The following is a 21,574-nucleotide window of genomic DNA, read 5'->3' on the forward strand; positions in this document are numbered from 1 at the left end:
TTTGAGTATGGACCTGTTCATGTTACACAATGTAAAATGAGACGGATTCTCAGATACATACATGTGAGTTTTCTTCGTAGATAGCTAACATTCATTTCACCTAACAACAAGCGCACAATCATTTGTATTTATTGATTAAATATTCGGAAAATATGACATATGCCCTCGTATTCTTGCTCATTTTCTTGTATAAAGATTGAATAGAGAATCCAGAAATCGGGGTGGTCATGATGTTTGATTGGCTGGGATGGAGAAAAGGATTGCCGCTGTGGCGATCATATCGGTTGAACGCACATATGAAGGAAGATGTGGAACAGATTTTTGAGGGAATTGCCGAAACGAGACGGCAGCTTATGATGGACTGGGCAGATGAACAATGGAATCACCTGGATCGTTTGCTTCAACAGATACAGTCGGTCCGATTACAAGATGTATTACAAGGTTCACAGCAACGAAGTAAACTAGATACATGGTTTCAATCCAGTTATATTCGAGCCGTAGACAGTACGGAGCTATTCATGCTGAACGAACAGAATCAGGTGGTATTCTCTACATATAAGAAACATATTGGACAGATCTATGAAGATTACGAAGCTTTAATTGGACCAGGATTGAAATACTCCAGAGCAGATCGTCATGGCAAAAAATGCTTGTATGGTCCATATTCTGATCCACTGACATTGGATATTGGTCCCCGCTCGTCCGCTTTTCACGATGATGTCACCTTGCTGTTTATCTCCCCAATCCTGCAGGAAGGTCGATATGTCGGTTCATTATGCAGCCGTGTTCCCGGGGATGTACTCGGTGACCTGATCCAACGAGAATCAGGTCATATCTATCCCGATTCCGGTGACAATTACCTCTTTATGGCTGAGTCGATATTACGGCCCCATCTGCAACCCGGCACCGCCTTATCCCGAAGTCGATTCGAAGACCGTACCTTTACACATGGGGAAAATCTCAAAGATGGTGTCACCACCGAATGGGGTATCGTTTCCGTTAAGGAGCATACCGAGCTGGAACTCATGTTCACTGATCCATCGACCGGAGAACTACACCCCGGAGTAGCAAACACCATTCAGAATGGTTCCAATCTGTTCGTAGCCTTTCCCGGCTACTCGGATTACCGCCATATTTCTGTGATCGGCAAAGGCATCACCTTCCAGCTACCACACTGTCCTGATCGCTGGGGCATGATGTGTGAAGGGGATCTGGAGGAAGTGTATCGGATACGAAGCATCGGCTGGCGCCAGTTCAAGCAACACAGTCTCTTCACGCTTTTGTCAGGCGTTGCAGGAGCAGCTCTTGTCTATGCCTTCACTGGTAGTGGTTGGAGCGCGGTAGCAATGGCCGCTTTTAACGTGTTATTTGGATTCTTCACTGCACTACAGCTGCATCGTAGCCAATATCAACGAGTTCATGAAGACTTGCGTCGCATCAGCCGATTTATTCGAATTAACGCCGAAGGCAGGGGTGATCTGACCCAGCGCCTGAACACGTCTGCTTTTGCCCAAGATGAATCAGGTGAACTGGCGAAGTGGATCAACAACATGATTGATTCTCTCGAAGGCATTATGCTGAAGGTACAACTTGCCACGGTAGACGTTATGGACAACCAGTATCAGATGCGAACCTCAACAGAGACAACCCAAGGCACGACTGAACGTGTGAACTACAAGCTTGGTTCGATGATTCAGGCCATTCGCACCCAACTGGAAGATCTCGACCAGGCCAAGATCGCTGCTGATCACATGCGCATAACGCTGCAACAACTGGAGACCTCTGCTACCGAACAGATCAGCGTGGCCCAGCAGGAAGTGGAACGAATCGGCGATAAAATGACCCAAATCTCAGGAGCGGTATCCGATACTAACCGTACCATCCTGTCCTTCATAGATACCATGAAAGAGATTTACCGTGCACTGGCTGTCATTGATGAAATTTCAGCTCAGACGAACCTGCTAGCTCTGAATGCTACAATTGAAGCCGCACGCGTGGGCGAACATGGCCAAGGGTTCTCGGTCGTGGCAGGGGAAATCCGCAAGCTAGCCGAGTTATCCCGCTCTTCAACTGAAAATATTCATCAGATTCTGGACCGAATCTCAACGGCAGCAGGAGCTGCATCTCAATTGATCACAGAGGGTGATCAGGTACTGGCTGAAGGAACAACACTGGTTCAGGCCGCTTCGCAACTTCTGCAAAATGCTACCGCCGAAGAACCTGAACGCACTCAAGTCGTGGATCAAGTGGTCATGTTGATGGAGAATATTGCTGCAATCAGCCATCAGAATCGGGCGACTTCCGCCGAGGTAGAAGCAGAGATGATGGAGCTGATCCGGGATATGTTGCAGGTTCAGCATTCTTCGCATAACGTGGAAGCCATTACGGTTTTTCTGCAACAACTCGTGGGACAATTCCATCTGAATCACCCCGCCAAAAATGCTGTCATCTGACGTCATCGTTGACGCGGATTGGAGAAATAGCTAAAATTTGATGCAACTGTTCCTTTTGAAATTGTCGTATCATTTTTAATAGAAGATTTCCAATCTGAACCGATGAAAGGGTGGTCTGCATGGAACTGCTTCAGGATTCATTTGGCCGGATACATGACTACATCCGTATTTCTGTTACGGACCGCTGTAATTTACGCTGTGTGTATTGCATGCCCGCAGAGGGTATGGAGTTTGCTCCACATGATGAGATTATGAGCTACGAAGAGATTGCACAGGTGCTGAAAGTGCTTGCTCCCATGGGCATGCGTAAAGTTCGGCTCACGGGGGGCGAACCGCTGGTACGGAAGGATCTGCACAAGCTCGTCAGCATGATCTCGGCAATTGACGGGATTGACGATATTGCTCTGACTACCAACGCTCTTCTGCTGGACAAACAAGCTCAGGCGTTGAAAGATGCTGGGTTGAACCGGATTAACATCAGTCTGGATTCCCTACGCGCTGATCGCTTCTCCATGATTACCCGCGGCGGAGATGTGAACAAGGTGCTGAAAGGCATTGAAGCTGCAACTGCCGCTGGCCTTGCTCCGATCAAGCTGAATGTTGTGCTGATGAAGGGTATCAATGATGATGAAATCAAGGATTTTATTGCAATGACGATTGATCAACCTCTTCATGTGCGTTTTATTGAATATATGCCGATTGGACAGGCTTCGGATTCATGGCGCAAATCCTATTTGCCGCTGGAAGCCGTGACAGATGTATGTGCTGAAGCAGGCTGGACGGTAGAAAATACAAAAGGCCCTGCGGGCAATGGCCCATCACGCAATATGAAAATCGCGGGCTCCGAAGGCACATTTGGATTGATTCATCCCGTGAGCGATCACTTCTGTGACAATTGCAACCGACTTCGGCTGACCGCTGACGGACATATCAAAGCCTGCCTCTACTGGTCGGATGAGTATAATGTTCGCCGCTTCGTCGATGATCCGAATGCCATGGCGGCACTTTTCCTCAAAGCGCTGGGTACGAAACCGAAGAATCATGAGATGGCTCTGGCTTTGGAACAAAAAATGCAATCTCACACGCCGACGGTACGGCGCATGTCCCAGATTGGCGGATAGCAACAGTACGCAATATAACTCAACCGCGTATTCCTGCATATCGATATATATCTTTACCGTCAGGATGACCTCTTCACACAACGGATGAGGTAACGCTGGCGCGGTGACCCCATACGTGAATCAGCATTCATAACGTGAAGTGGAGCGTGTCACAAGGAATAGGCGAATACCCAAAGCAGACAAGAACATGATGTTCTTGTCTGCTTTTTCGTTATATTTTCATAAATTTCTGAAAATCATCAATTCTCCTGTTTCATTTGTTGAAAATTTAATTAATATACGTTATGTCCTTATCAGGCCTTCAAGATCAACCTCATTCTGACGATGTATACAATACATCTAGATGATACACATACATTATAGGAGCTGAACCTTATTGAACATCGTTGAAGCACTCGTTGCAGCAAGTCCATATTTTAAAATTATGCTGAAAGAACACGATATCATGATTGCAGTAACCGACACGGAGAAGTTCTGGTATTATGTTCCCAGCAACGAACTTGATCTGGGCATCAAGGCAGGAGACCCTGTTTCCCTCGATGACCCTACACTCCGCCGGGCACTTATACATGGGGAAACTTCAGCGAACCGTATTGATGCGAAATTCTATGGCACATCAATCAACTCGGCGGCCACCCCACTTCGGGATGAACAAAGAAATATCGTGGGCACACTTGCCATTGGTTTCTCTCTTCAGAACGAGGAAAAACTGGAGTACTTCACTGAATTGATCGGCGGTATCAGCGGAAAATTAACAGATATGGTGCAGACGGTAGCCGCCCAATCCGAGCAATTGACGGCATCTTCCACGCAGATTTTGGATAATACCCGCATGGCTGTGCAGAACTCAGGTGAAGTGAACAAGGTCGCCGCATTCATCCGTGAAATCTCAGAACAGACCAATCTGCTCGGCCTGAATGCAGCCATCGAAGCGGCCCGAGCAGGTGAAGCAGGCGCCGGATTTAGCGTCGTTGCATCTGAAGTGCGTAAACTTTCTACAGGTACCAAAGAAGCTACGGTGAATATCGAACGCTCCTTGAAGGATGTTCAGCATTCCATTCAGCAGATGGAGCAGGAGATCACATCCATCTCACAGTCTAGCAATCAACAAGCGGTGCTGGTAACCGAGTTCAGCGAGGTCATTGATCAGTTGAACAGTGTAAGCCGTGATCTGAAAGTGTTTATTGAATCCATGCTACTTAAGGCAGAATAGATCCGATTACGATGACCCTAATTCAAATGACCAACCATATATAAGAGACACAACACCAAAGCGTTATCGAGCACTACAGTTCCAACTCAATAACTTGATCACCAGGCATGCTGATAATCACATTCAGCATCCACATTGAACTCCCTGCGAGATAGACGTCACGGGGAGTTTTTTTATTTTAAATAAAATGAGCCCGCTACATCACGGTCCTTCTATGCATAGATGAGCTTCCACAGCATCATAACCGCCAAACCAACCATGACCACAGCGGACAACCGATTAAACACCAGACTGATGCGTCCAGTTCGATCCGTTCTGCCAATCACCCTGCCTGCGCCTGCAAGTCCCAAGAACCATATCCACGATACAGCCGCGGCTGTTAGGGCAAAATAAATGCGCTCCACCCCTTCATACTGAAGTGAACTGGTGCCAATCACGGCAATCGTATCCAGCAGAGCATGAGGATTGAGTAAAGATACCGATGCGGCAAACGCAATCTGTCGCCCTGCTGACATGACCGTTTGCGAACCTTCCACAGATTCGGACGACCTCCAGATACTCCAAGCCATATACAGCAAAAACAAACTTCCTGCTCCATACAACACATTCGCCAGCAATGGCCATTGCAGCAAAATGAGCGATACCCCTCCAACGGCTGCTCCGATCAACAACGTATCACTGACCCCTGCCGTTATTACAGCAGGCAGTGCATGTATATAACGCCTCTGGCTCATGCCTTGGTTAAAAATAAATACATTCTGCACACCCAGTGGCAAGATCAGGCCAAACGCCAGAATCACTGCATGAATAACAACCTCCATCATTCTTCCCCCTTATCTCTGTCCTCCATATTAGGGCAGATGATAACTGACGTAACCAACCACTTGGATGGCATCAGACCCAACCAAATGATATAGTGTTTGTTACAAAGTGTCATTTCAGAAGCTAACTATATAAAAAATAAAAATTTACACGTAAACGGAGAGGGCAGAAATAACCTGAAGAAGCGAAGCGTTCGCCTTTATCCCCAGATTTTCACCTTTATAAAATTAAATTTAAAAATCTGGGGATAACAGCGATCGGAAGGTTGTTCTGCCATCGAAGTACCAAGTGTAAATTCAAACGGAGGTGATTCTGCCTGTAATGGAACGTTCTGATTCTCGGCTAAACATGGGGTGGAAGCCGAACCCTTCTCTCGACTTGCCCTTATATCGCCAGATTGAAGCCTATATCCGGCAGAAAATCACAACGGGCGAATGGTCAGCAGGATACCGTCTCCCCTCACAGCGAATATGGGCTGAGTCCATGGGGGTAAACCGCAGTACATTGGTCACTGCCCTTGATAATCTGGCCGCCGCTGGTCTGATTAAGGGCAGACATGGCGGGGGAACTTATATTTCAGGCTCCGGTTGGCATGGTATGGCTCACGGAGCCATGCCTAACTGGAACGAAGCCATCGAGGAGGGCTGGTATTATCCCAACCTGCCCGAGATCCAGCAGATTAATCAGGCTGAATTCCGGCCTGGCATCATACGCCTAGGTACAGGGGAGCTTGCCCCGGAGCTGATGCCTCAGGATGCTTTTAACGACATTCTGTATTCCCTATCCCATCGTTCGCGTATACTCAACTACCTGGAACCTCAAGGAAGCCTGGAGCTTCGTGAGGCTTTGTCAGTCCATTTGCAGGCTACTGGCATTCCAGCCTCTCCAGATTCCATACTGATTGTATCGGGCTCTCTTCAGGCGCTACACTTGATTTCGGTCGGACTTCTCCCTCGCGGATCAGCAGTTCTGCTGGAAAAACCGTCGTATCTCTATTCCATTCACGCCTTTCAGTCGGCAGGGTTGAAAATGAGTGGTATCCCGATGGATGACGAAGGCCTACACATTGCACGTCTGGAGGAAGCTGCGCAGCATGTAAAAGATCAAGACCACATCTCGCTTCTCTACACGATCCCGAGCTTTCACAATCCCACCGGCTCTGTCATGAGTGATCACCGCCGGGAAGAACTGATGACCACGGCTCGAACACTAGGCATCTCCATACTGGAGGATGCCGCCTACAGTGATCTGTGGCTGGATACTCCTCCTCCCTCATCGCTGAAGGCGCGTGACCAGGAAGGACGGGTGCTGCATATGGGTACCCTGTCAAAAGCAGTCAGCCCCGGACTACGTCTCGGATGGCTAGTTGGGCCAGAGCCGGTCATTCGCCGTCTCGCCGATATCAAGATGCAGACCGATTATGGTACCAGTTCACTCGCCCAAGAAGCTGCTGCCCTGTGGTTCGCAGAAGGACATCACGCTGGACATATGGAACGCCTTCGCCCTGAACTACGCAGACGCAGAGATACCATGCTGGAGCTGCTTCAAAGTCACTTTCATGGTATTGCGGAGTGGGAAATACCCGCTGGTGGATTCTATATCTGGCTGCAATTCACGGTCTCCCCTCTCTCCATCCGCCAATTGTTCCATACCTGTCTGGAGCAAAATGTACTTATCCACCCGGGTTATCTGTACGACCGGCTGGATGCGAGTCACATTCGGCTGTCTTACGCTTATGCCTCACCTGATGAGATGGAGCGTGGACTACAATGCCTCGCAGAGGCTGTCCAGAGGCTCATGGATTCTGAATCCTGACTTCGACGAATACTGTTTCCTGACTTCGCAATCAAAAAACAGCCTTGACCTGGAAGGACCATGTCCTTCAGATCAAGGCTATTCGCGTAAATTTTGTAAGTTTAGCCGAATACCAGTACGGGCAAATACCAGCTGCGCTCCGGGATTCCTTTGAATGTTCTACCCTTTGACCGCACCCTCCGCAATACCCTCCATAATGAACTTCTGGAAAAACGCATAGATTAGAATAACCGGAATTGCAGTCAGTACCAGGGAGGACAGAATCAACGGCCATTCCTTGTTATATTCACCAAACAGCATGTTCGTGGACAGAATCAGCGTATAACGATTCACATCGGTTAGCATGAGCAGTGGCAACAAAAAGTCATTCCAGATCCACAGGAAGTCCAGAATCGCGATGGTGACTGTGATCGGAAGCAAGAGCGGGAAGATAATCTGGAAGAACGTCTGGAACTCATTACATCCATCCATCTGAGCCGACTCCTCCAATTCACGCGGAATAGACTTCACAAACCCGTGATAGAGGAAGATTGCCATATTCACACCAAGTCCGATATAGATCAGGGCCAATCCGTACGTGCTTCCCTGTACCCCCATGCCTTTGGCTACCCGTGTCAGCGGAATCATGATTGAGTGGAACGGTACTAACATGGACGCAACAAACAGGAAGAAGATCAGGTTGCTCAAACGTCCGGAGGTACGTGACAGCTTGTATCCCGCAAGTGAGGCACAGAAGACAATTCCCCCGATCCCCAGAAAGGATACAATCGCCGAGTTCATCGAACTGCCCAGCAGATTGATTTTGTTAAACGCGTCCGAATAATTCTCCCAGTGAAGCGTTGTTGGCAGCGCGAGAAAGGATTGGAACATCTCACCCTGTGTTTTGAAAGAGTTCACCACCGCCATGTAGATCGGCAGCATGGCAACGAGAGAGCCCAGAATCAGCAGCAGTCGAATCAGATAACTGTTCAGTCGTTGCATCCTCATGCTTCCACCTCTTTCTTCTTCATGACGGTGATCTGGATGAGGGTAAAGATGAGTACGATGATGAACAGCACAACCGATTTGGCACTCGCATAGCCGTATCTGAAGTTGTTGGAGAACGCTTCTTCATAGATGTTCATCGTGATCACCTGCGTGGCTCTGCCCGGTCCACCACCCGTCAGTCCATACACCACTTCAAACACTTTGAATGCTCCGTTCAGCGTAAGGAAGAAACAGATGGTCACGGCATGAGTAATCATTGGCAACACCACATTGCGCAGCACCTGGAATGCGTTGGCCCCATCAATAACAGCCGCTTCCTTGAGGCTTTTTGGCACACCCTGAAGAGCAGCCAGATAGATGATCATCATATACCCTACACCGTTCCAGAGCGATACGATCAGAATGGAGTAAAATGAAAACTTCGGATCACCCAGCCATTGCTGGTCGAGGAACGAAAAGGCCAGTTTCTGTGCGAGCTGTGGCAGCACCTGAGAGAAGATAAATGTCCACATGAAAGCACTGATGATTGTACTGATCATGTTAGGCATGAAGAACAGCGTCCGAAATAGCCCTTTGCTGCGCGTTCGTGACTCAATCAACACAGCGAGCAGCAAGGCAATTCCATTTTGCAGAATCAGCATAAATATTACATATTTCATCGTGAACCACAGGGAGTTCAGAAAGTCAGGATCTTCTTTGAACAATTCCACAAAGTTGCCCAGACCGATAAAGCTGTAATCCCGATTAAGTCCGTTCCAATCCGTCAGGCTATAGAACATGCCGCTAAACGTAGGGTACAGCAGGAAAATTGCATAGATGACAAAGGCAGGCGCAGTGAACGCGAGCAGTGACAGATACTTCTTGAACACATTCGTAGCCATAGGTTCTCCCCCTTTTCACTCGAAGCGGATGATTGTAAACGAGGGAACGAAGAACGTTCTGCCTGCCGTATCATCTGCTTGGAGACTGTGACGAAACAAAGTACCGCTAATTTGTTGACAAAACTCTCAGACCGTTGAGATTTGCCAACAAAAGCGGATACTCCATTCCTCACAGCTCCTTACTTGTTGACTTTGTTGTAGGATTTCCACGCCTTGTCGAGCGCATCGATAACCTGCTGTTGATTTAATTGCCCAGAGTAGTAGCCTTGCAACGCTTTGCCTGACTCGTCTTTCACCGCTTGAGGGAGGGATGGGTCCTCATAAGCTTTACCTTCACTCACATATTTCTGGGCATCGTCTACCCATGGGAAGCTCTTGAAGTCATGGATCTTGGCAATCGGATTGAACTTGAGTGCTTCGAAGAATGCACTTGAATCCTTGTCATCGAGAATATAGTTCACGAAATCGAGTGCCACTTCTTTGTTTTTGCTAGATGACGATACTGCCAGTGAAGTGGAGGTGCTCAGATTGATTTTGGTATCATCCGGATTGTCATTGATCGGCATTGGTGCTACACCAAAGTTCAAGTCCGGGTTGGACTTCAGAATGGTTTCGGCAAACCATGGTCCCTGAATCCACATCGCGGCGCTTCCTGATGCGAAGGCTGCTGAACCATCATCTCCGCCCACTTCCAGCGCTTTGTCCGTTCCATTGGCATTAACCAGATCGAAGATATCGAACAATGCTTTCATATCGGAGAAGGAGCCCTGATCCTGATTCATCTTCTCCACGAAGTCTTTGTGCTCAGACTGAGTTAATGCACCCACGGTAAGTGGCAGGAATAATTGCGGAATCCAGGCTTCTTTGTAGGACAGTTCAAACGGTGTAATGTTGGCTGCTTTGAGTTTCTCCACGACCGCTTTCATTTCCGTTAACGTCGTTGGCACTTCCAGCCCTTGCTCTTTGAAAATATCTTTATTGTACAGATAGCCCCATGATACTGTTTCCAATGGAACAGCTACGATTTTGCCCTCCGCATCCGTTACGGAAGGTTTAACCGAATCCAGCAGCTTATCGACAAAAGGTTGGCCCGACAGGTCTTCCAGATAACCCGCTTTGCTGAATGGTGGAATCTCATTGACTGCATGCAAGGCGAACACATCCGGTGCATCATTGGAGGCGAGACGAGTCTTCAGAATCTGAGGGGCATTGTCCGCTGGCGGCATCTCCAGTTGCACGTTCACCTCAATGTTTTTCTCTGCTTTCTCCTTGGCTTTGAACTGTTCTATATATTTATCGTAGTGTTCTTTCAGCCGAGGTTGTGCAACGAATACTTTGAGTGATACCGTGCTGCCGGACGCCGATTCCTCCTGCCCATTGTCCGTTCCTGCATTGGAACCGCAACCTGCGAGTAGAACACTGACCAGTACCGCACTTGCTACGCTTTTCCATACTTTCATCTCTTATGACCTCCCGGTGTGTAACTGGTTTGTCTTTCATAGGCTCATTATATATCAGAAAATGAAAGCGCTTCATTGGACAAAATTAGACTTGTGTATTGGATTATTTTAAACCTTATCCTGCCGTAAATGCTCTATTAAACGACTCATTCCGTGCTACTGCTTGAATTGCCTGACATACGAGGTTGTCCCTTCCGCATCTCCCCAGGAGATACTCCGAAATGCTTTTTGAAAACCCGATAGAAGTAGGACACATCTTCATAACCCGCCATCTCGGCAACATGCTTGAACGGAATCTGTTCGTCCATCACCCACTCTTTCGCTCTCGTCATACGTAATTGGACAACATAGTCGGTCACATTCACCTCATACTCCTTCTTGAATACCTTGCTGAGATATTCCTTGCTGACAAAAAAGATCTGGGCGAGCTGCTCCAGCGTAATCATCTCCATACAGTGCTGCTCCATGTATTGCTTCACCTCGTCCAGGTTCAGCTTGTTCTTGAATTTACGCTGCGCAATCAGCTGCTCCAAAGCCAAATAGTAAGGCGCAGATATCCACTCCACTGCAGCAGATATAGATGTTAGTGCAGCCGCAGGAGGCAGCGCTGTTGCCACTGGCCGCTCGTACAAGCCGTTGGAGACGCACAACTCATCCAGCAAAGCCTGTAATTCATGAGCCACCCGCCCAAGCTGCCGAGGTCTGTTAATCTCGCATCGTTCCAGCTTCTGCTGTAATTGCTGGAACCATTCCCGCAGACTCTGAACGTTCAGGTCATTAAACCGCAGGCGAGCCTGCTGCTGAAACAAAGAAAACTCACCAGCAAACGCAGAGGGATACGATTCCCATGATTCAGGCGCAGATTCCACCTTCTCCAATTCTTTTGCACATTTGGCAAGTACACCATTCAGTTCATCCGGATTCACCGGTTTGAGCAGATAATCTGCAGCCCGATGGCGAATCGCATGTTTGGCATAATTGAAGTCATCATACCCGCTCACTACGATTACCTTGATCCGAGGGTATTGTCCGCTCAACGTTTGTAGCAGCTCCACACCGTCTGTGCCGGGCATGCGCATGTCCGTAATGATAATGTGAGGTTGATGCTGCTTGACCAGTTGTATGGCCTGCTCACCATCCTCTGCCTCACCTGCAACGGTCATGCCAAGTTCATTCCAATCTCCCAGGTTGCGCAGAATATCCCGGTTCCACGGTTCATCATCTACCAGCAGCACTCTGTACAGTTCCTTGTTCACAAGGCTTCGCCTCCTGTATTGCAGGGAATTCGTACCGTAACGCTTGTCCCCTGTCCATATTCACTTTCCATGCTCATCCCGTACTCAGGTCCAAAATGCATTATAATTCGCGAGGCCGCATTGACCAGTCCAATACTTGTACCTGAACTCCACACCCGATCTGCCTGCCGGGTAAACCGCTCCAGTCTGGACTGCATCTCCATTAGTTTCTTAGCATCCATTCCCATACCGTTATCACGAATTCGAATGGTTACATCTGTAGGTTCACAGACGACCTCAATACCCAGCTTCCATTCGCCCTGTTTCTTCTCCAGACCATGCAAAAATGCATTCTCCACAATGGGTTGCAAAGACAACTTGGGGATATAACACGCCCGAAGTTCTCCGGTAATCTCCAGTGTATATTCAAGCCTGCCGGCAAAACGTTGCTTCTGAATCAGCATATAATGCTCCAACTGATCGAGTTCAGACTGTAGAGGAACAAGTCCATCCGGCGCTCGCACAATATAACGAAACATCTCGCTTAAGGCTCGAATGACCTTGTAACTATCTGCCGGTTTTTGCGAGTAGACCATGCCACCAATCATCTGCAACGTATTTTGCAGGAAATGCGGATGAATCTGGGATTGTAGTGCTTTGAGCTCGGCCGTCTGCTTCTCCAGATTCATCAGGTAGTTGTCGCGAATATGTTCCCGAATACGACTAGCCATGCCGTGCAGATTTTTCTCCAGCAGACCAATCTCATCTACCCGGCAGCTTCGTACCACTTCCCTGTCCTTGATCAGCTGAATACCCTTCATGGAATTTGCCAATCTGACAATGGGCTTCGATGTACGCCAAGCCACCAGCGCAGCCAGTCCCACAGAAATGACGGTTGCCAGGCCACCCACGACCAGTCCATATTTCATCGTGTCCAAGGCACTTTCGTTAATGACATGGGCAGGTACAATCTTGATCACACGCAGTCCTGACGGCTCAATGGAGTGAAAGAATACATATTCTTTGGCTGTCCGGATGAAGCCCGAACTTTCTTTTGTGCCTGCCAATTTCTCCAGTGCTTCCGCAGACGGCTGAATCTCTTGGTTTGGCTGATAGACCGGACTGCCCGTACTATCAGCAATGTATACCGCATAGTCACCCCGGCTATCCAGCAGCTCCAGGGTCTGGTTGAACTCAGCCCACTTGACCTCCAGACTGATGGCCCCGATCTGTGCCTGATCCTCGAAGCGGTTCATGCTGCGGGTCATATGAAACTTTTGCGGATCGTCCGGATCATTGATAATTGTAAAATCTTTATGTTGTGCAAAAAGCTCATGATATCCTTCCGGTATTTCCGATACCGCCTTGATGCGCGAATCCATGGAGTTGAAGGTGAACAGGGTGTCCAATTCCTTCAGATAGAGTTCAACGCCAAATACATAATTGCCAGCCGAATAGTATACACTGTTGAGCATATTGAACATGGCCTTCTGTTCATCGAATCGGCTGGCCGCCGGTGCTTCCTCGTTCAACGCCAGATATTGATGCAATTCGTCACTGATCTGAATCGAATAGATAATATTGTTCATGCGGGCGAACTGTTCACCCAGATAGATGGAGGCCCAGTTCATATTCGCCCGGTTGGTCTCCATAATCTCCTCTTCCATGGAAGAGCGGGTATTCTCAGCTGCCATAGCGGTCATGGCAATGACGGGCACAACGGCCAGCAGCGTCATGGTAAGAATCAATTTATTGCGAATGCTGCGTTTGAAAGGATCTATCAGCTTCCGATAACATTCGGTAAACACAGCGCATCCACTCCTGAGCTAAAATAGACAAACGCCCCAGCATGGAAGCCGAGGGCGCTTTGGTCTTTATATTCGATTGGAAATGTTACAACTAATGCTATTTACACGAACACTTCGATGACAGAACAACCTTCGATCGCTGTTATCCCCAGATTTTTTCTGATTCCCTTTTTGAAAAGGGAAAATCCGGGGATAAAGGCGCACGCTTCGCTTCGTTAGGTTATTTCTGTCATCTCCGTTTTTGTGTAAATTTATAGTTCAACATCCATTGCCTACTCTATTATTGTTCAATAATCCGTGTGCCCCATGGTTCCAGTTCGATCTTCTCTCCCGCAGCAATCGGGGTTCCTGCCAGAAGTTCAGTCCCTTCTCCATAAGCATTCACCAAGGATGTTGCCTCATCCGCATAATTGAAATAGTAGCGAATCGTGTTCCCTTGATCGTTCACACCTGTCTTCACAATGATAGGAAAAGCCAGCTCCTGATCAGCTCCCCATACGCCCGCTTCCTTCATGACACGTTCCAACACCTTACGGATCACCGCAGAACTGGTATAACAGCCGACATAGGTTGCTTTGCCTTTTCCATAGGCATTCTGGGTAATTGCCGCATACTCACCCCAATGTGGATGATCATACCAAGCGAGTACTTCAGCCGTTGTCGGCGTAATCAGTTCCATCCAGGTGTGAACTCGGTTCTGCTCCTCACCAACCTCGAATGGATCATCGCGCAGCGAAACATGTTTTGGCTCTACAAAAAGGTTATAGCTGATCCCGCATGCCTCACTAATTAGCCCGGGCTGGCGGGTAGAGCGTACCTTGATATGCTCATTTGCGAATCCGCTTTTGAACGAATAGACAATATGTCCGCCATCCTCTACGAATTGATTTAATTTTTCCAGCAATGCATCCGAAGCAGCATACAGAGCAGGTACAACGAGCACGTCATACTCCGCATAACTCTCAACCGATGGGTCGATGAGGTCACAGCCAATGTTCATTTTATACAATTCATCGTACATCCAGCGCACCACGTCATTGTAGTTCTTGTCACTGGTGAAGTTAAAACCAAACCACTTGATGGATGTCAGGGCCTCATTGCTGAACAGCACCGCCACCCGATTTTTTTTCTTCAGATTCACAAGCTTCGGACTGAGACGGGCAAAATCCCTGCCAATGGTCTTCGCTTCGTTATACACCGGATTCGGTTCAAAGTCATGACTGAGCAATCCTTTCCAGTACGTCTCAAACGAATTGTGCAACGAATGCCAGTGCCAGTAAGCGACCATGTTCGCTCCTGATGCCAGATGACTGAATGCCTGCAAACGCAGCTGTCCCGGATACGGAACCCAATGCCAGAACGCCTGCGCTTCAGTCTCCAGTACCAGATAGTTCGATTGTTTGGTGGAACGCGCCACATCTCCGCCGAATGAAATTTCAATGCCGGTCAGATCATCCTGGGAAGGATGGTAGATGTCCACACTGGTGATGTCAAAAGGTTTCGATGCGGCAAAATGATCCACATCCCCTTGAATGCCGTAGGAATATCCACGCCAATCGAAGTCAAAGTTCTGGGTAACAAACTGTCCTGCCTGTTTGTATTCATTCACGATCCCCACTTGCCAAGCCAAAAAGTTGGTTACCAGCTGCCGCTGGAACTTGGCAAATTCAGCGCCCAGACTGCCGTTGATCGTTCCTACCACAGACGGGAAGTCCTCCCAGCTATTGATCCGATTGCTCCAGTAATCGAGGCCAAATTCCTTGTTGAGTTCATCCAGGGAGCTGAACTTGTTCCGCATATATTTGACGAATTGCAGTTGCACATTATCTCCGGCCGTATTGTAATGCTTTGTCTCGTTATCTGTCTGATAACCGATGACCGCTGGATGTGTGCTTACCCGAGAGATTAGCTTGCGAATGATCCGTTCGGCATAGAATAGATAGGTTGGGTGTGTAATATCCATGATCTGTCTTGCACCGTATTTACCAGGTCCCTGAGAGGTGGTAGCCAGCACGTCCGGATGTTCCTTGACCATCCATGTTGGAACAGCATACGTTGGTGTCCCGACGATAACCTGAATTCCCGCTTCATGCATGGCATCCAGCACACGGTCTACGGAAGAAAAGTCAAATACGCCATTCTGCGGTTCATGGGTACTCCAGGTTGATTCTGCAATACGGACCACGTTGATGCCTGCATCCTTCATCATCTGAATGTCCTTGTCCAATCTTTCGTAAGGCATATATTCATCATAGTAAGCTACGCCATATAATAATTTGTCCATGATTTAATCTCCTTTTTAGGTGGAAAATATAATGTTCTTGACGTGTGCAAGAGTTGACATATTCCAATCCGTAATGGTAGCGTTTACATTATTATAGGTCGAAGAACTTGAATTTTTCAGCAACCACTTCAAACGCTGATGTATTCCATGGATTGTCCATCCTTGCGTTAAACTGATTATAATGAAGTATACTACGGGTGCCGATTGTATAAGGCAAGTTGTTTTTACCCTTTTCCGAGGTGAATATGATGGATATCCGATCACAGCTCCGAGAAATGCCTCACCATACGTTGGCCCACTGGCTGCCTATTATCGACTGTAACATCAAATTTTATGGTGCTCACAGCCAACAAGTACCCTATGGATGGGCGATGCCGGAGGAATCACATCCGGGCTTTGAGATTATGTTGATCATGGAAGGTACGCAGGAGAGTGTGATTCATGGTTATACCTATACCGTGGAGGAAGGTTCCATTCTTCTCATTCCTCCCGGGTTCAAACATACAAATCAATGTGTATCCACGGAAGGCATGACTTATTTTAGCGCTCACTTTAATGTGGATGATCCCGTCTTCACCCTGAAGCTGATGTCACAGCACAGCCGAATCTACGCAGCAGGTACGGCAGATAATAGGAAGATGCGCGTTGTGCTGGAGAGCTGGATGGGCATGATTAACATATCTGAGGCCTACACGTCCACTGACAAAATGATCATGCAGGCCCGCATGTTTGAACTGTTCGCCCTGTTGTCCCAAGCCGCTGACAATGAACCGGAATCCACAACTTCCGTTGCTGCTTCACATGCACCAGCTCCAACAGCCATGCATTATGCGGGAGCTATAGCGGAGGCAATCAAGCAAGCATTCCATGCCCAGCTTCGAACCAAGGAAAGCAGTGTATCCACGGTCAAAGTAGAGCAGATTATATCCTCGTTTGGCATCAGCCCGGGATATGGTCTACAGGTCTTTCGCAAGGTGTACGGGCGTTCGCCCAGGGCTTACCTGTCCAGCTTGAAGTTGCAGGAGGCCAAAGTATTGATCGAACAGCCAGAGCTGTCGCTCGGGGAAATTGCGTGGAAGCTCGGTTACACCCATCTGTCCCATTTCAGCAGACAATTCAAACGCTGGACAGGCCAAAGCCCGCTTCAATATCGCAATCATCATGCAGAATCATCAGGTGATCCTGTATCTTACAGATCTGAATCGAGTCCAGAATCTTGATTACGGATACGTTCGTACTCTTCCGGCGTGTTCATATTACTCATTTGCATCGCTACTTGATGAACGCCCGCTCTCTCAAGCTCTTCTGCTTCGACATAACAGCAACCGATCTCTTCAAGCCATCGCATAACTCGAAGATGATCCTGTATCAGGCGCTGCTCCAGATCAGGGAGCACTCGTATGTGGTAAGCCCCTGCAAGAGGGTGGACATGTCCATCCACGCGTGGAACGATAGCAGAATAAGAGTTATGCGACTCGACCAGTTTTTTTATTCCATCAAAGAAAGACGTTTGCAGGAGCGGCATATCGCAGGCACATACCAGATTCCAGTCTGTATCGGAAGCTTCCAGCGCCGCGTGGAGACCGGCGAGTGGCCCCTTCCCCGGATAGTGATCCTGAACGCAGTCGTAGCCCATTGCACCGTAGGTTGTCACATTGGGTCCGGCAGCCACGATGATACGGGATACGGCGGGCCTCATGGCCTTTGTAACATGTTGCAGTACTAGGGAACCGTTCAGTTCCAGCATGGCCTTGTTGGTCCCCATGCGGCTGGATAAACCTCCTGCCAATATGATGCCTGTCCATTCCCTCGTGTTCATGTTGTTATCCTCCCTCAGATCACGATATGTGTATGACCGCATCAATTTCAAAACGTTCGCTATGCATTGAATCCCCTTTCAACAAATGATACATTGAACAATATGCATTTGAAAGGAATGGCTTAATTGGACAGACCTGCACCTTCAAGAGGCAATCCCTCATTGGTTTATCTGAAACTATATAACTTTTTCATATATGGAGCCATCTCGATCTTCGCCGGATTCCTGCAGCTTTACCTGCAAGAGATTGGCATGACCAAACTGGAGATTGGCAGTCTCATGGCGATTGGACCTTTTGTATCCTTGTTTGCCAACCCGTTCTGGGGTTTCTGGAGCGATAAATCTCGCAACATTCGCATCATTCTGATGATTATGATGGGAGGTACATTTGTGCTCGCCCAGGGTGTGTTCTATGCGCCCACTTATACATGGATTTATGTAGCCATGATTTTCTTTTATTTTTTTCAAAGTCCATTATTTGCTCAAACGAACAGTCTGATTCTCGGATATATCGATGGTACAACCCAAAAATTCGGGTCATTCCGGCTCTGGGGTTCACTCGGTTGGGCACTGACTGCCGTCGCAGCCGGACCGCTCATTGACCGTTTTGGCATCGGCAGTGTATCCATTATATTTGCATGCATGATTGCCACCGCCTTTGTATTATCCGTATTTCTACCCAGACAGCCGATCGCTTCGGATACACCCGTGGTTACTTTTCGGCGGTTTGGCAAAGTCATGTTCAATCCGTATTTTATGGCATTTATCGGCCTGGGTGTACTCGTATCGGTGCCTAATGCCATGAACAGTACGTTTATGTCACTATATATTGTAGAAATGGGTGGTGACAAACAGATGGTCGGCTGGGCCATCTTCACCTCATCCATTCTCGAAGTCGGCGTATTCCTGCTGCTCGACCGCTTGCTCAAGCGTAAAATGAGCATGCTCTTAGCATCTCTCATTCTGATCAGTGTGCTGTTTGCACTTCGCTGGCAGCTCATGGCACTGGCTAACAACCCACTGGAGATTGTATTCATTCAATTGATGCACTCCATTACGTTTGGTGGGTACTTCTATGTGGGTACGCAGCTAACCATGCTGTTTATTCCAAGACCTTATCGTTCCTCCGGTCAAGCGGTATATACGATGGCCTGGGGCGGTCTCTCGGGCGTTATTGCGGGTCTGTTCGGCGGCTGGTTGTTCCAGAGCTTCGGTGCAGAAATCATGTATAGCATTGGCGTATTCTTCTCGCTCATCGGCGCTGTTGGATTTAGCATCATGTGGTTATCGAATCGACGTAACGGCTATCAGCCGGTTGTATTGACGGAGATGGGTAATTTGGATGAGGACAGATAATCTTTTGTTTGAAAAAGTTGAAAGAGATTTCCACTGGAGCACTCCGATGACAGAAGAATCTTTCGATCGCTGTTATCCCCGAATTTTTTTGATTCCCTTTTCAAAGGATAAAATCCGGGGATAAAGGCGACCGCTCCGCTTCTCCAGCTTTCTTCTGTCCTCTCCGTTATGATGTAAATAAAACGTTCAAACATTCAGACAAAAGATTAAGCATAGGTGCAGGTAAAGAGAAAGGCGTCTCCATGGGTTGTTGCCATGGAGACGCCTTTTACATTTATAAATTTAAGTCTACTGGTTAGGCTTATAGCTTTAACTTGTAGCATTGATCCTACGCCTTGACTTTACCTTATGCCTTTGGCAGTTGGAACGAGCTTTTCAGGGGTACGACCCTGTTAAATACCGGACGACCTGGCTCGGAGTGTTTTGGATCTACACTGAAGTAACCATGACGGAAGAATTGGAATTTATCCTGAGCATTCGCTTCCTTCATCTCTTGTTCCACATACCCATTAACAATCTCAAGGGAGTTCGGGTTCAGTTGATCCAGGAACGTTTTCTCCGGTTGCTCTTCCACAACCTCAGTTTCTGCCCCAGCTACTGCCACTTCGACCTCTGCTTCCGGTGCTTCATCCAAGATCAAAGGCTCATACAGACGGAATTCAGCAGGTACCGCTTGAGTTGCTTCTACCCAGTGGATCGTGCCTTTGACTTTACGGCCAGTGAATCCACTGCCACTCTTCGTCTCCACATCATAGGTACAATGAATCTCGGTCACATTACCTTCTGCATCCTTGATCACATCGTTACATTTGATGAAGTATGCATGTTTCAGACGAACTTCGTTGCCAGGGAACAAACGGAAGTATTTGTTCGGTGGATTCTCCATGAAATCGTCTTGTTCAATGTAAATCTCACGGGAGAACGGAATTTGGCGATTACCCATCTCCGGGTTCTCCACATTGTTCTCAGCTTCAAGCCATTCCACTTGTCCTTCAGGATAGTTGGTGATGACCACTTTGAGCGGGTGCAGGACAGCCATCGTGCGCGGAGCTTTCAGTTTCAAGTCTTCACGTACAAAGTGCTCCAGCGTTTGCAGGTCAATTACCCCTTGGCTCTTGGAGATGCCTGTCTCGAATACAAAATCACGAATGGCTTCCGGTGTATATCCCCGGCGGCGCAGACCTGAAATCGTCGGCATGCGTGGATCATCCCATCCATCCACATGGCCTTCGTCCACGAGCAGTTTCAGCTTCCGCTTGCTTGTCACCATCTGGGACAGGTTCAGGCGGCCAAATTCGTACTGATGTGGTTGGCTCTCCATCTCACATTCAGCGATAACCCAATCATAGAACGGGCGTTGATCCTCAAACTCCAAGGAACAGAGGGAATGCGTTACACCTTCAATTGCATCTTCAAGCGGGTGAGCAAAGGCGTACATTGGATAGATACACCATTTGTCGCCCGTGTTATGATGGTGTGCATGTGAAATCCGGTAAATAACCGGATCGCGCAGATTGATATTCGGTGCAGACATATCGATCTTGGCACGCAGCACTTTCTCTCCGTTCTTGAATTCGCCTGCACGCATACGTGTGAACAGGTCGAGATTCTCTTCCACCGAACGATCACGGTACGGGCTGTTCTTGCCCGGCTCCGTCAACGTTCCGCGCATTGCACGGATTTCGTCGGCGCTTTGGTCGTCGATGTAGGCTTTTCCTTTTTTAATCAACAAGACAGCACGGTTGTACATCTCATCAAAATAATCCGAGGCAAAACGTTTCTCGTTCCACTCGTATCCGAGCCATTTCACGTCTTCCTGAATCGATTGAACGTACTCAACATCTTCCTTGACCGGGTTCGTGTCATCAAAGCGCAGATTCGTTTTGCCGCCAAATTCGCCGCCCAGCGTAAAGTTAATCCAGATCGCCTTGGCATGGCCGATATGCAGATAACCGTTCGGTTCCGGAGGAAAACGGGTAATAACTTCCTGGACTTTCCCAGACCGGAGATCTTCGGTAATAATATTTTTGATAAAGTTAGGTGGGGTTGTACGATTGTCCACAGGTATCAAACCTTTCATGAATGGATTGGAGCCTTCGGGAATTGCAGCAATTCCGGCTATAATTCCTTAATAACGAAGTCATTTCCTGAAAAAATCTATTTTCTTGGAAAGTTTCGTACGCGTTTCATTTAAATATACCTTTAACGGGGGAGGAGTTCAATAAAGAACGGCACCAAAGTCAGGATCAGCCATGCATAAATAGGCCCAAAACCATTTTGACGGGTTCGCTCGAATCATGTAGCATGATAGTAAAAGTAC

The 21,574-nt window shown here is 48.0% G+C and carries 15 protein-coding genes; 6 read left to right on the top strand and 9 right to left on the bottom strand.

Annotation, left to right across the window (positions count from 1 at the left end):
- Positions 1–227: 227 nt before the first annotated feature.
- From MHB43_RS29760 to MHB43_RS29770, 3 genes are all read left to right on the top strand, one after another.
- Complete coding sequence (locus MHB43_RS29760) at positions 228–2,453, top strand: methyl-accepting chemotaxis protein (RefSeq protein ID WP_405130936.1); 2,226 nt, start codon at positions 228–230, stop codon at positions 2,451–2,453.
- A gap of 119 nt (positions 2,454–2,572) precedes the next feature.
- Positions 2,573–3,574 (top strand): GTP 3',8-cyclase MoaA, encoded by a 1,002-nt coding sequence (gene moaA / locus MHB43_RS29765; protein ID WP_076253648.1) that lies wholly within the window; start codon positions 2,573–2,575, stop codon positions 3,572–3,574.
- A gap of 376 nt (positions 3,575–3,950) precedes the next feature.
- Positions 3,951–4,787 (top strand): methyl-accepting chemotaxis protein, encoded by an 837-nt coding sequence (locus MHB43_RS29770; protein ID WP_405130937.1) that lies wholly within the window; start codon positions 3,951–3,953, stop codon positions 4,785–4,787.
- Positions 4,788–4,999: 212 nt separating this feature from the next.
- Here MHB43_RS29770 and MHB43_RS29775 read toward each other — a convergent pair whose 3' ends face one another.
- Positions 5,000–5,611 carry a LysE/ArgO family amino acid transporter gene (locus MHB43_RS29775; RefSeq protein ID WP_405130938.1) on the bottom strand — a complete coding sequence of 204 codons (612 nt, stop codon included), beginning with the start codon at positions 5,609–5,611 and terminating at the stop codon, positions 5,000–5,002.
- 319 nt (positions 5,612–5,930) lie between these two features.
- Here MHB43_RS29775 and MHB43_RS29780 point away from each other — a divergent pair, with 319 nt between their 5' ends.
- On the top strand, positions 5,931–7,424 hold the full coding sequence (locus MHB43_RS29780; protein WP_405130939.1) for a PLP-dependent aminotransferase family protein: 1,494 nt from the start codon (positions 5,931–5,933) through the stop codon (positions 7,422–7,424).
- A gap of 159 nt (positions 7,425–7,583) precedes the next feature.
- Here the strand turns inward: MHB43_RS29780 and MHB43_RS29785 are convergent, their stop codons facing one another.
- The 6 genes from MHB43_RS29785 to MHB43_RS29810 all read right to left on the bottom strand — a co-directional run bounded on the left by MHB43_RS29785 (position 7,584) and on the right by MHB43_RS29810 (position 16,079).
- Positions 7,584–8,411: a carbohydrate ABC transporter permease gene (locus MHB43_RS29785; protein WP_047840740.1), complete on the bottom strand. Its 828-nt coding sequence runs from the start codon at positions 8,409–8,411 to the stop codon at positions 7,584–7,586.
- A complete protein-coding gene (locus MHB43_RS29790; protein WP_145324507.1) occupies positions 8,408–9,292 on the bottom strand; it encodes a carbohydrate ABC transporter permease in 885 nt (294 codons plus the stop codon). The genes MHB43_RS29785 and MHB43_RS29790 overlap by 4 nt, the downstream gene beginning before the upstream one ends.
- 179 nt (positions 9,293–9,471) lie before the next feature.
- Entirely contained in the window at positions 9,472–10,752 is a 1,281-nt protein-coding gene (locus MHB43_RS29795) for an ABC transporter substrate-binding protein (protein WP_405130940.1), read from the bottom strand.
- A gap of 146 nt (positions 10,753–10,898) precedes the next feature.
- Complete coding sequence (locus tag MHB43_RS29800) at positions 10,899–12,008, bottom strand: response regulator (protein ID WP_405130941.1); 1,110 nt, start codon at positions 12,006–12,008, stop codon at positions 10,899–10,901.
- Positions 12,005–13,795 carry a sensor histidine kinase gene (locus MHB43_RS29805; protein ID WP_405130942.1) on the bottom strand — a complete coding sequence of 597 codons (1,791 nt, stop codon included), beginning with the start codon at positions 13,793–13,795 and terminating at the stop codon, positions 12,005–12,007. Before MHB43_RS29805 ends, MHB43_RS29800 begins: the two co-directional genes overlap by 4 nt.
- 280 nt (positions 13,796–14,075) lie before the next feature.
- Complete coding sequence (locus MHB43_RS29810; protein ID WP_405130943.1) at positions 14,076–16,079, bottom strand: beta-galactosidase; 2,004 nt, start codon at positions 16,077–16,079, stop codon at positions 14,076–14,078.
- A 245-nt stretch (positions 16,080–16,324) separates the two neighbouring features.
- On the opposite strand from MHB43_RS29810, the gene MHB43_RS29815 reads away from it, so the two are divergent.
- Positions 16,325–17,299 carry an AraC family transcriptional regulator gene (locus tag MHB43_RS29815; RefSeq protein WP_405130944.1) on the top strand — a complete coding sequence of 325 codons (975 nt, stop codon included), beginning with the start codon at positions 16,325–16,327 and terminating at the stop codon, positions 17,297–17,299.
- On the opposite strand, the gene MHB43_RS29820 is transcribed toward MHB43_RS29815, so the two are convergent.
- Positions 17,269–17,898 carry a molybdenum cofactor guanylyltransferase gene (locus MHB43_RS29820; protein ID WP_339305959.1) on the bottom strand — a complete coding sequence of 210 codons (630 nt, stop codon included), beginning with the start codon at positions 17,896–17,898 and terminating at the stop codon, positions 17,269–17,271. The two genes, MHB43_RS29815 and MHB43_RS29820, sit on opposite strands and share 31 nt — an antisense overlap.
- Positions 17,899–18,060: 162 nt before the next feature.
- Here MHB43_RS29820 and MHB43_RS29825 point away from each other — a divergent pair, with 162 nt between their 5' ends.
- Positions 18,061–19,254, top strand: a complete 1,194-nt coding sequence (locus MHB43_RS29825; RefSeq protein WP_405130945.1) for an MFS transporter — start codon at positions 18,061–18,063, stop codon at positions 19,252–19,254.
- 346 nt (positions 19,255–19,600) lie between these two features.
- On the opposite strand, the gene MHB43_RS29830 is transcribed toward MHB43_RS29825, so the two are convergent.
- Positions 19,601–21,334, bottom strand: coding sequence for a glutamine--tRNA ligase/YqeY domain fusion protein (locus MHB43_RS29830; protein ID WP_405130946.1), 1,734 nt, complete (start codon positions 21,332–21,334; stop codon positions 19,601–19,603).
- Positions 21,335–21,574 lie beyond the last annotated feature (240 nt).

Origin of the sequence: Paenibacillus sp. FSL H8-0317, assembly GCF_045040685.1 — a bacterium.
Taxonomy (GTDB): domain Bacteria; phylum Bacillota; class Bacilli; order Paenibacillales; family Paenibacillaceae; genus Paenibacillus.

Coding starts and splice junctions, on each gene's coding strand:
- MHB43_RS29795 (WP_405130940.1), bottom strand. CDS start 10,752: ATGAAAGTATGGAAAAGCGTAGCAAGTGCGGTACTGGTCAGTGTTCTA.
- MHB43_RS29790 (WP_145324507.1), bottom strand. CDS start 9,292: ATGGCTACGAATGTGTTCAAGAAGTATCTGTCACTGCTCGCGTTCACT.
- MHB43_RS29810 (WP_405130943.1), bottom strand. CDS start 16,079: ATGGACAAATTATTATATGGCGTAGCTTACTATGATGAATATATGCCT.
- MHB43_RS29785 (WP_047840740.1), bottom strand. CDS start 8,411: ATGAGGATGCAACGACTGAACAGTTATCTGATTCGACTGCTGCTGATT.
- MHB43_RS29760 (WP_405130936.1), top strand. CDS start 228: ATGATGTTTGATTGGCTGGGATGGAGAAAAGGATTGCCGCTGTGGCGA.
- MHB43_RS29815 (WP_405130944.1), top strand. CDS start 16,325: ATGATGGATATCCGATCACAGCTCCGAGAAATGCCTCACCATACGTTG.
- moaA (WP_076253648.1), top strand. CDS start 2,573: ATGGAACTGCTTCAGGATTCATTTGGCCGGATACATGACTACATCCGT.
- MHB43_RS29830 (WP_405130946.1), bottom strand. CDS start 21,334: ATGAAAGGTTTGATACCTGTGGACAATCGTACAACCCCACCTAACTTT.
- MHB43_RS29820 (WP_339305959.1), bottom strand. CDS start 17,898: ATGAACACGAGGGAATGGACAGGCATCATATTGGCAGGAGGTTTATCC.
- MHB43_RS29780 (WP_405130939.1), top strand. CDS start 5,931: ATGGAACGTTCTGATTCTCGGCTAAACATGGGGTGGAAGCCGAACCCT.
- MHB43_RS29775 (WP_405130938.1), bottom strand. CDS start 5,611: ATGATGGAGGTTGTTATTCATGCAGTGATTCTGGCGTTTGGCCTGATC.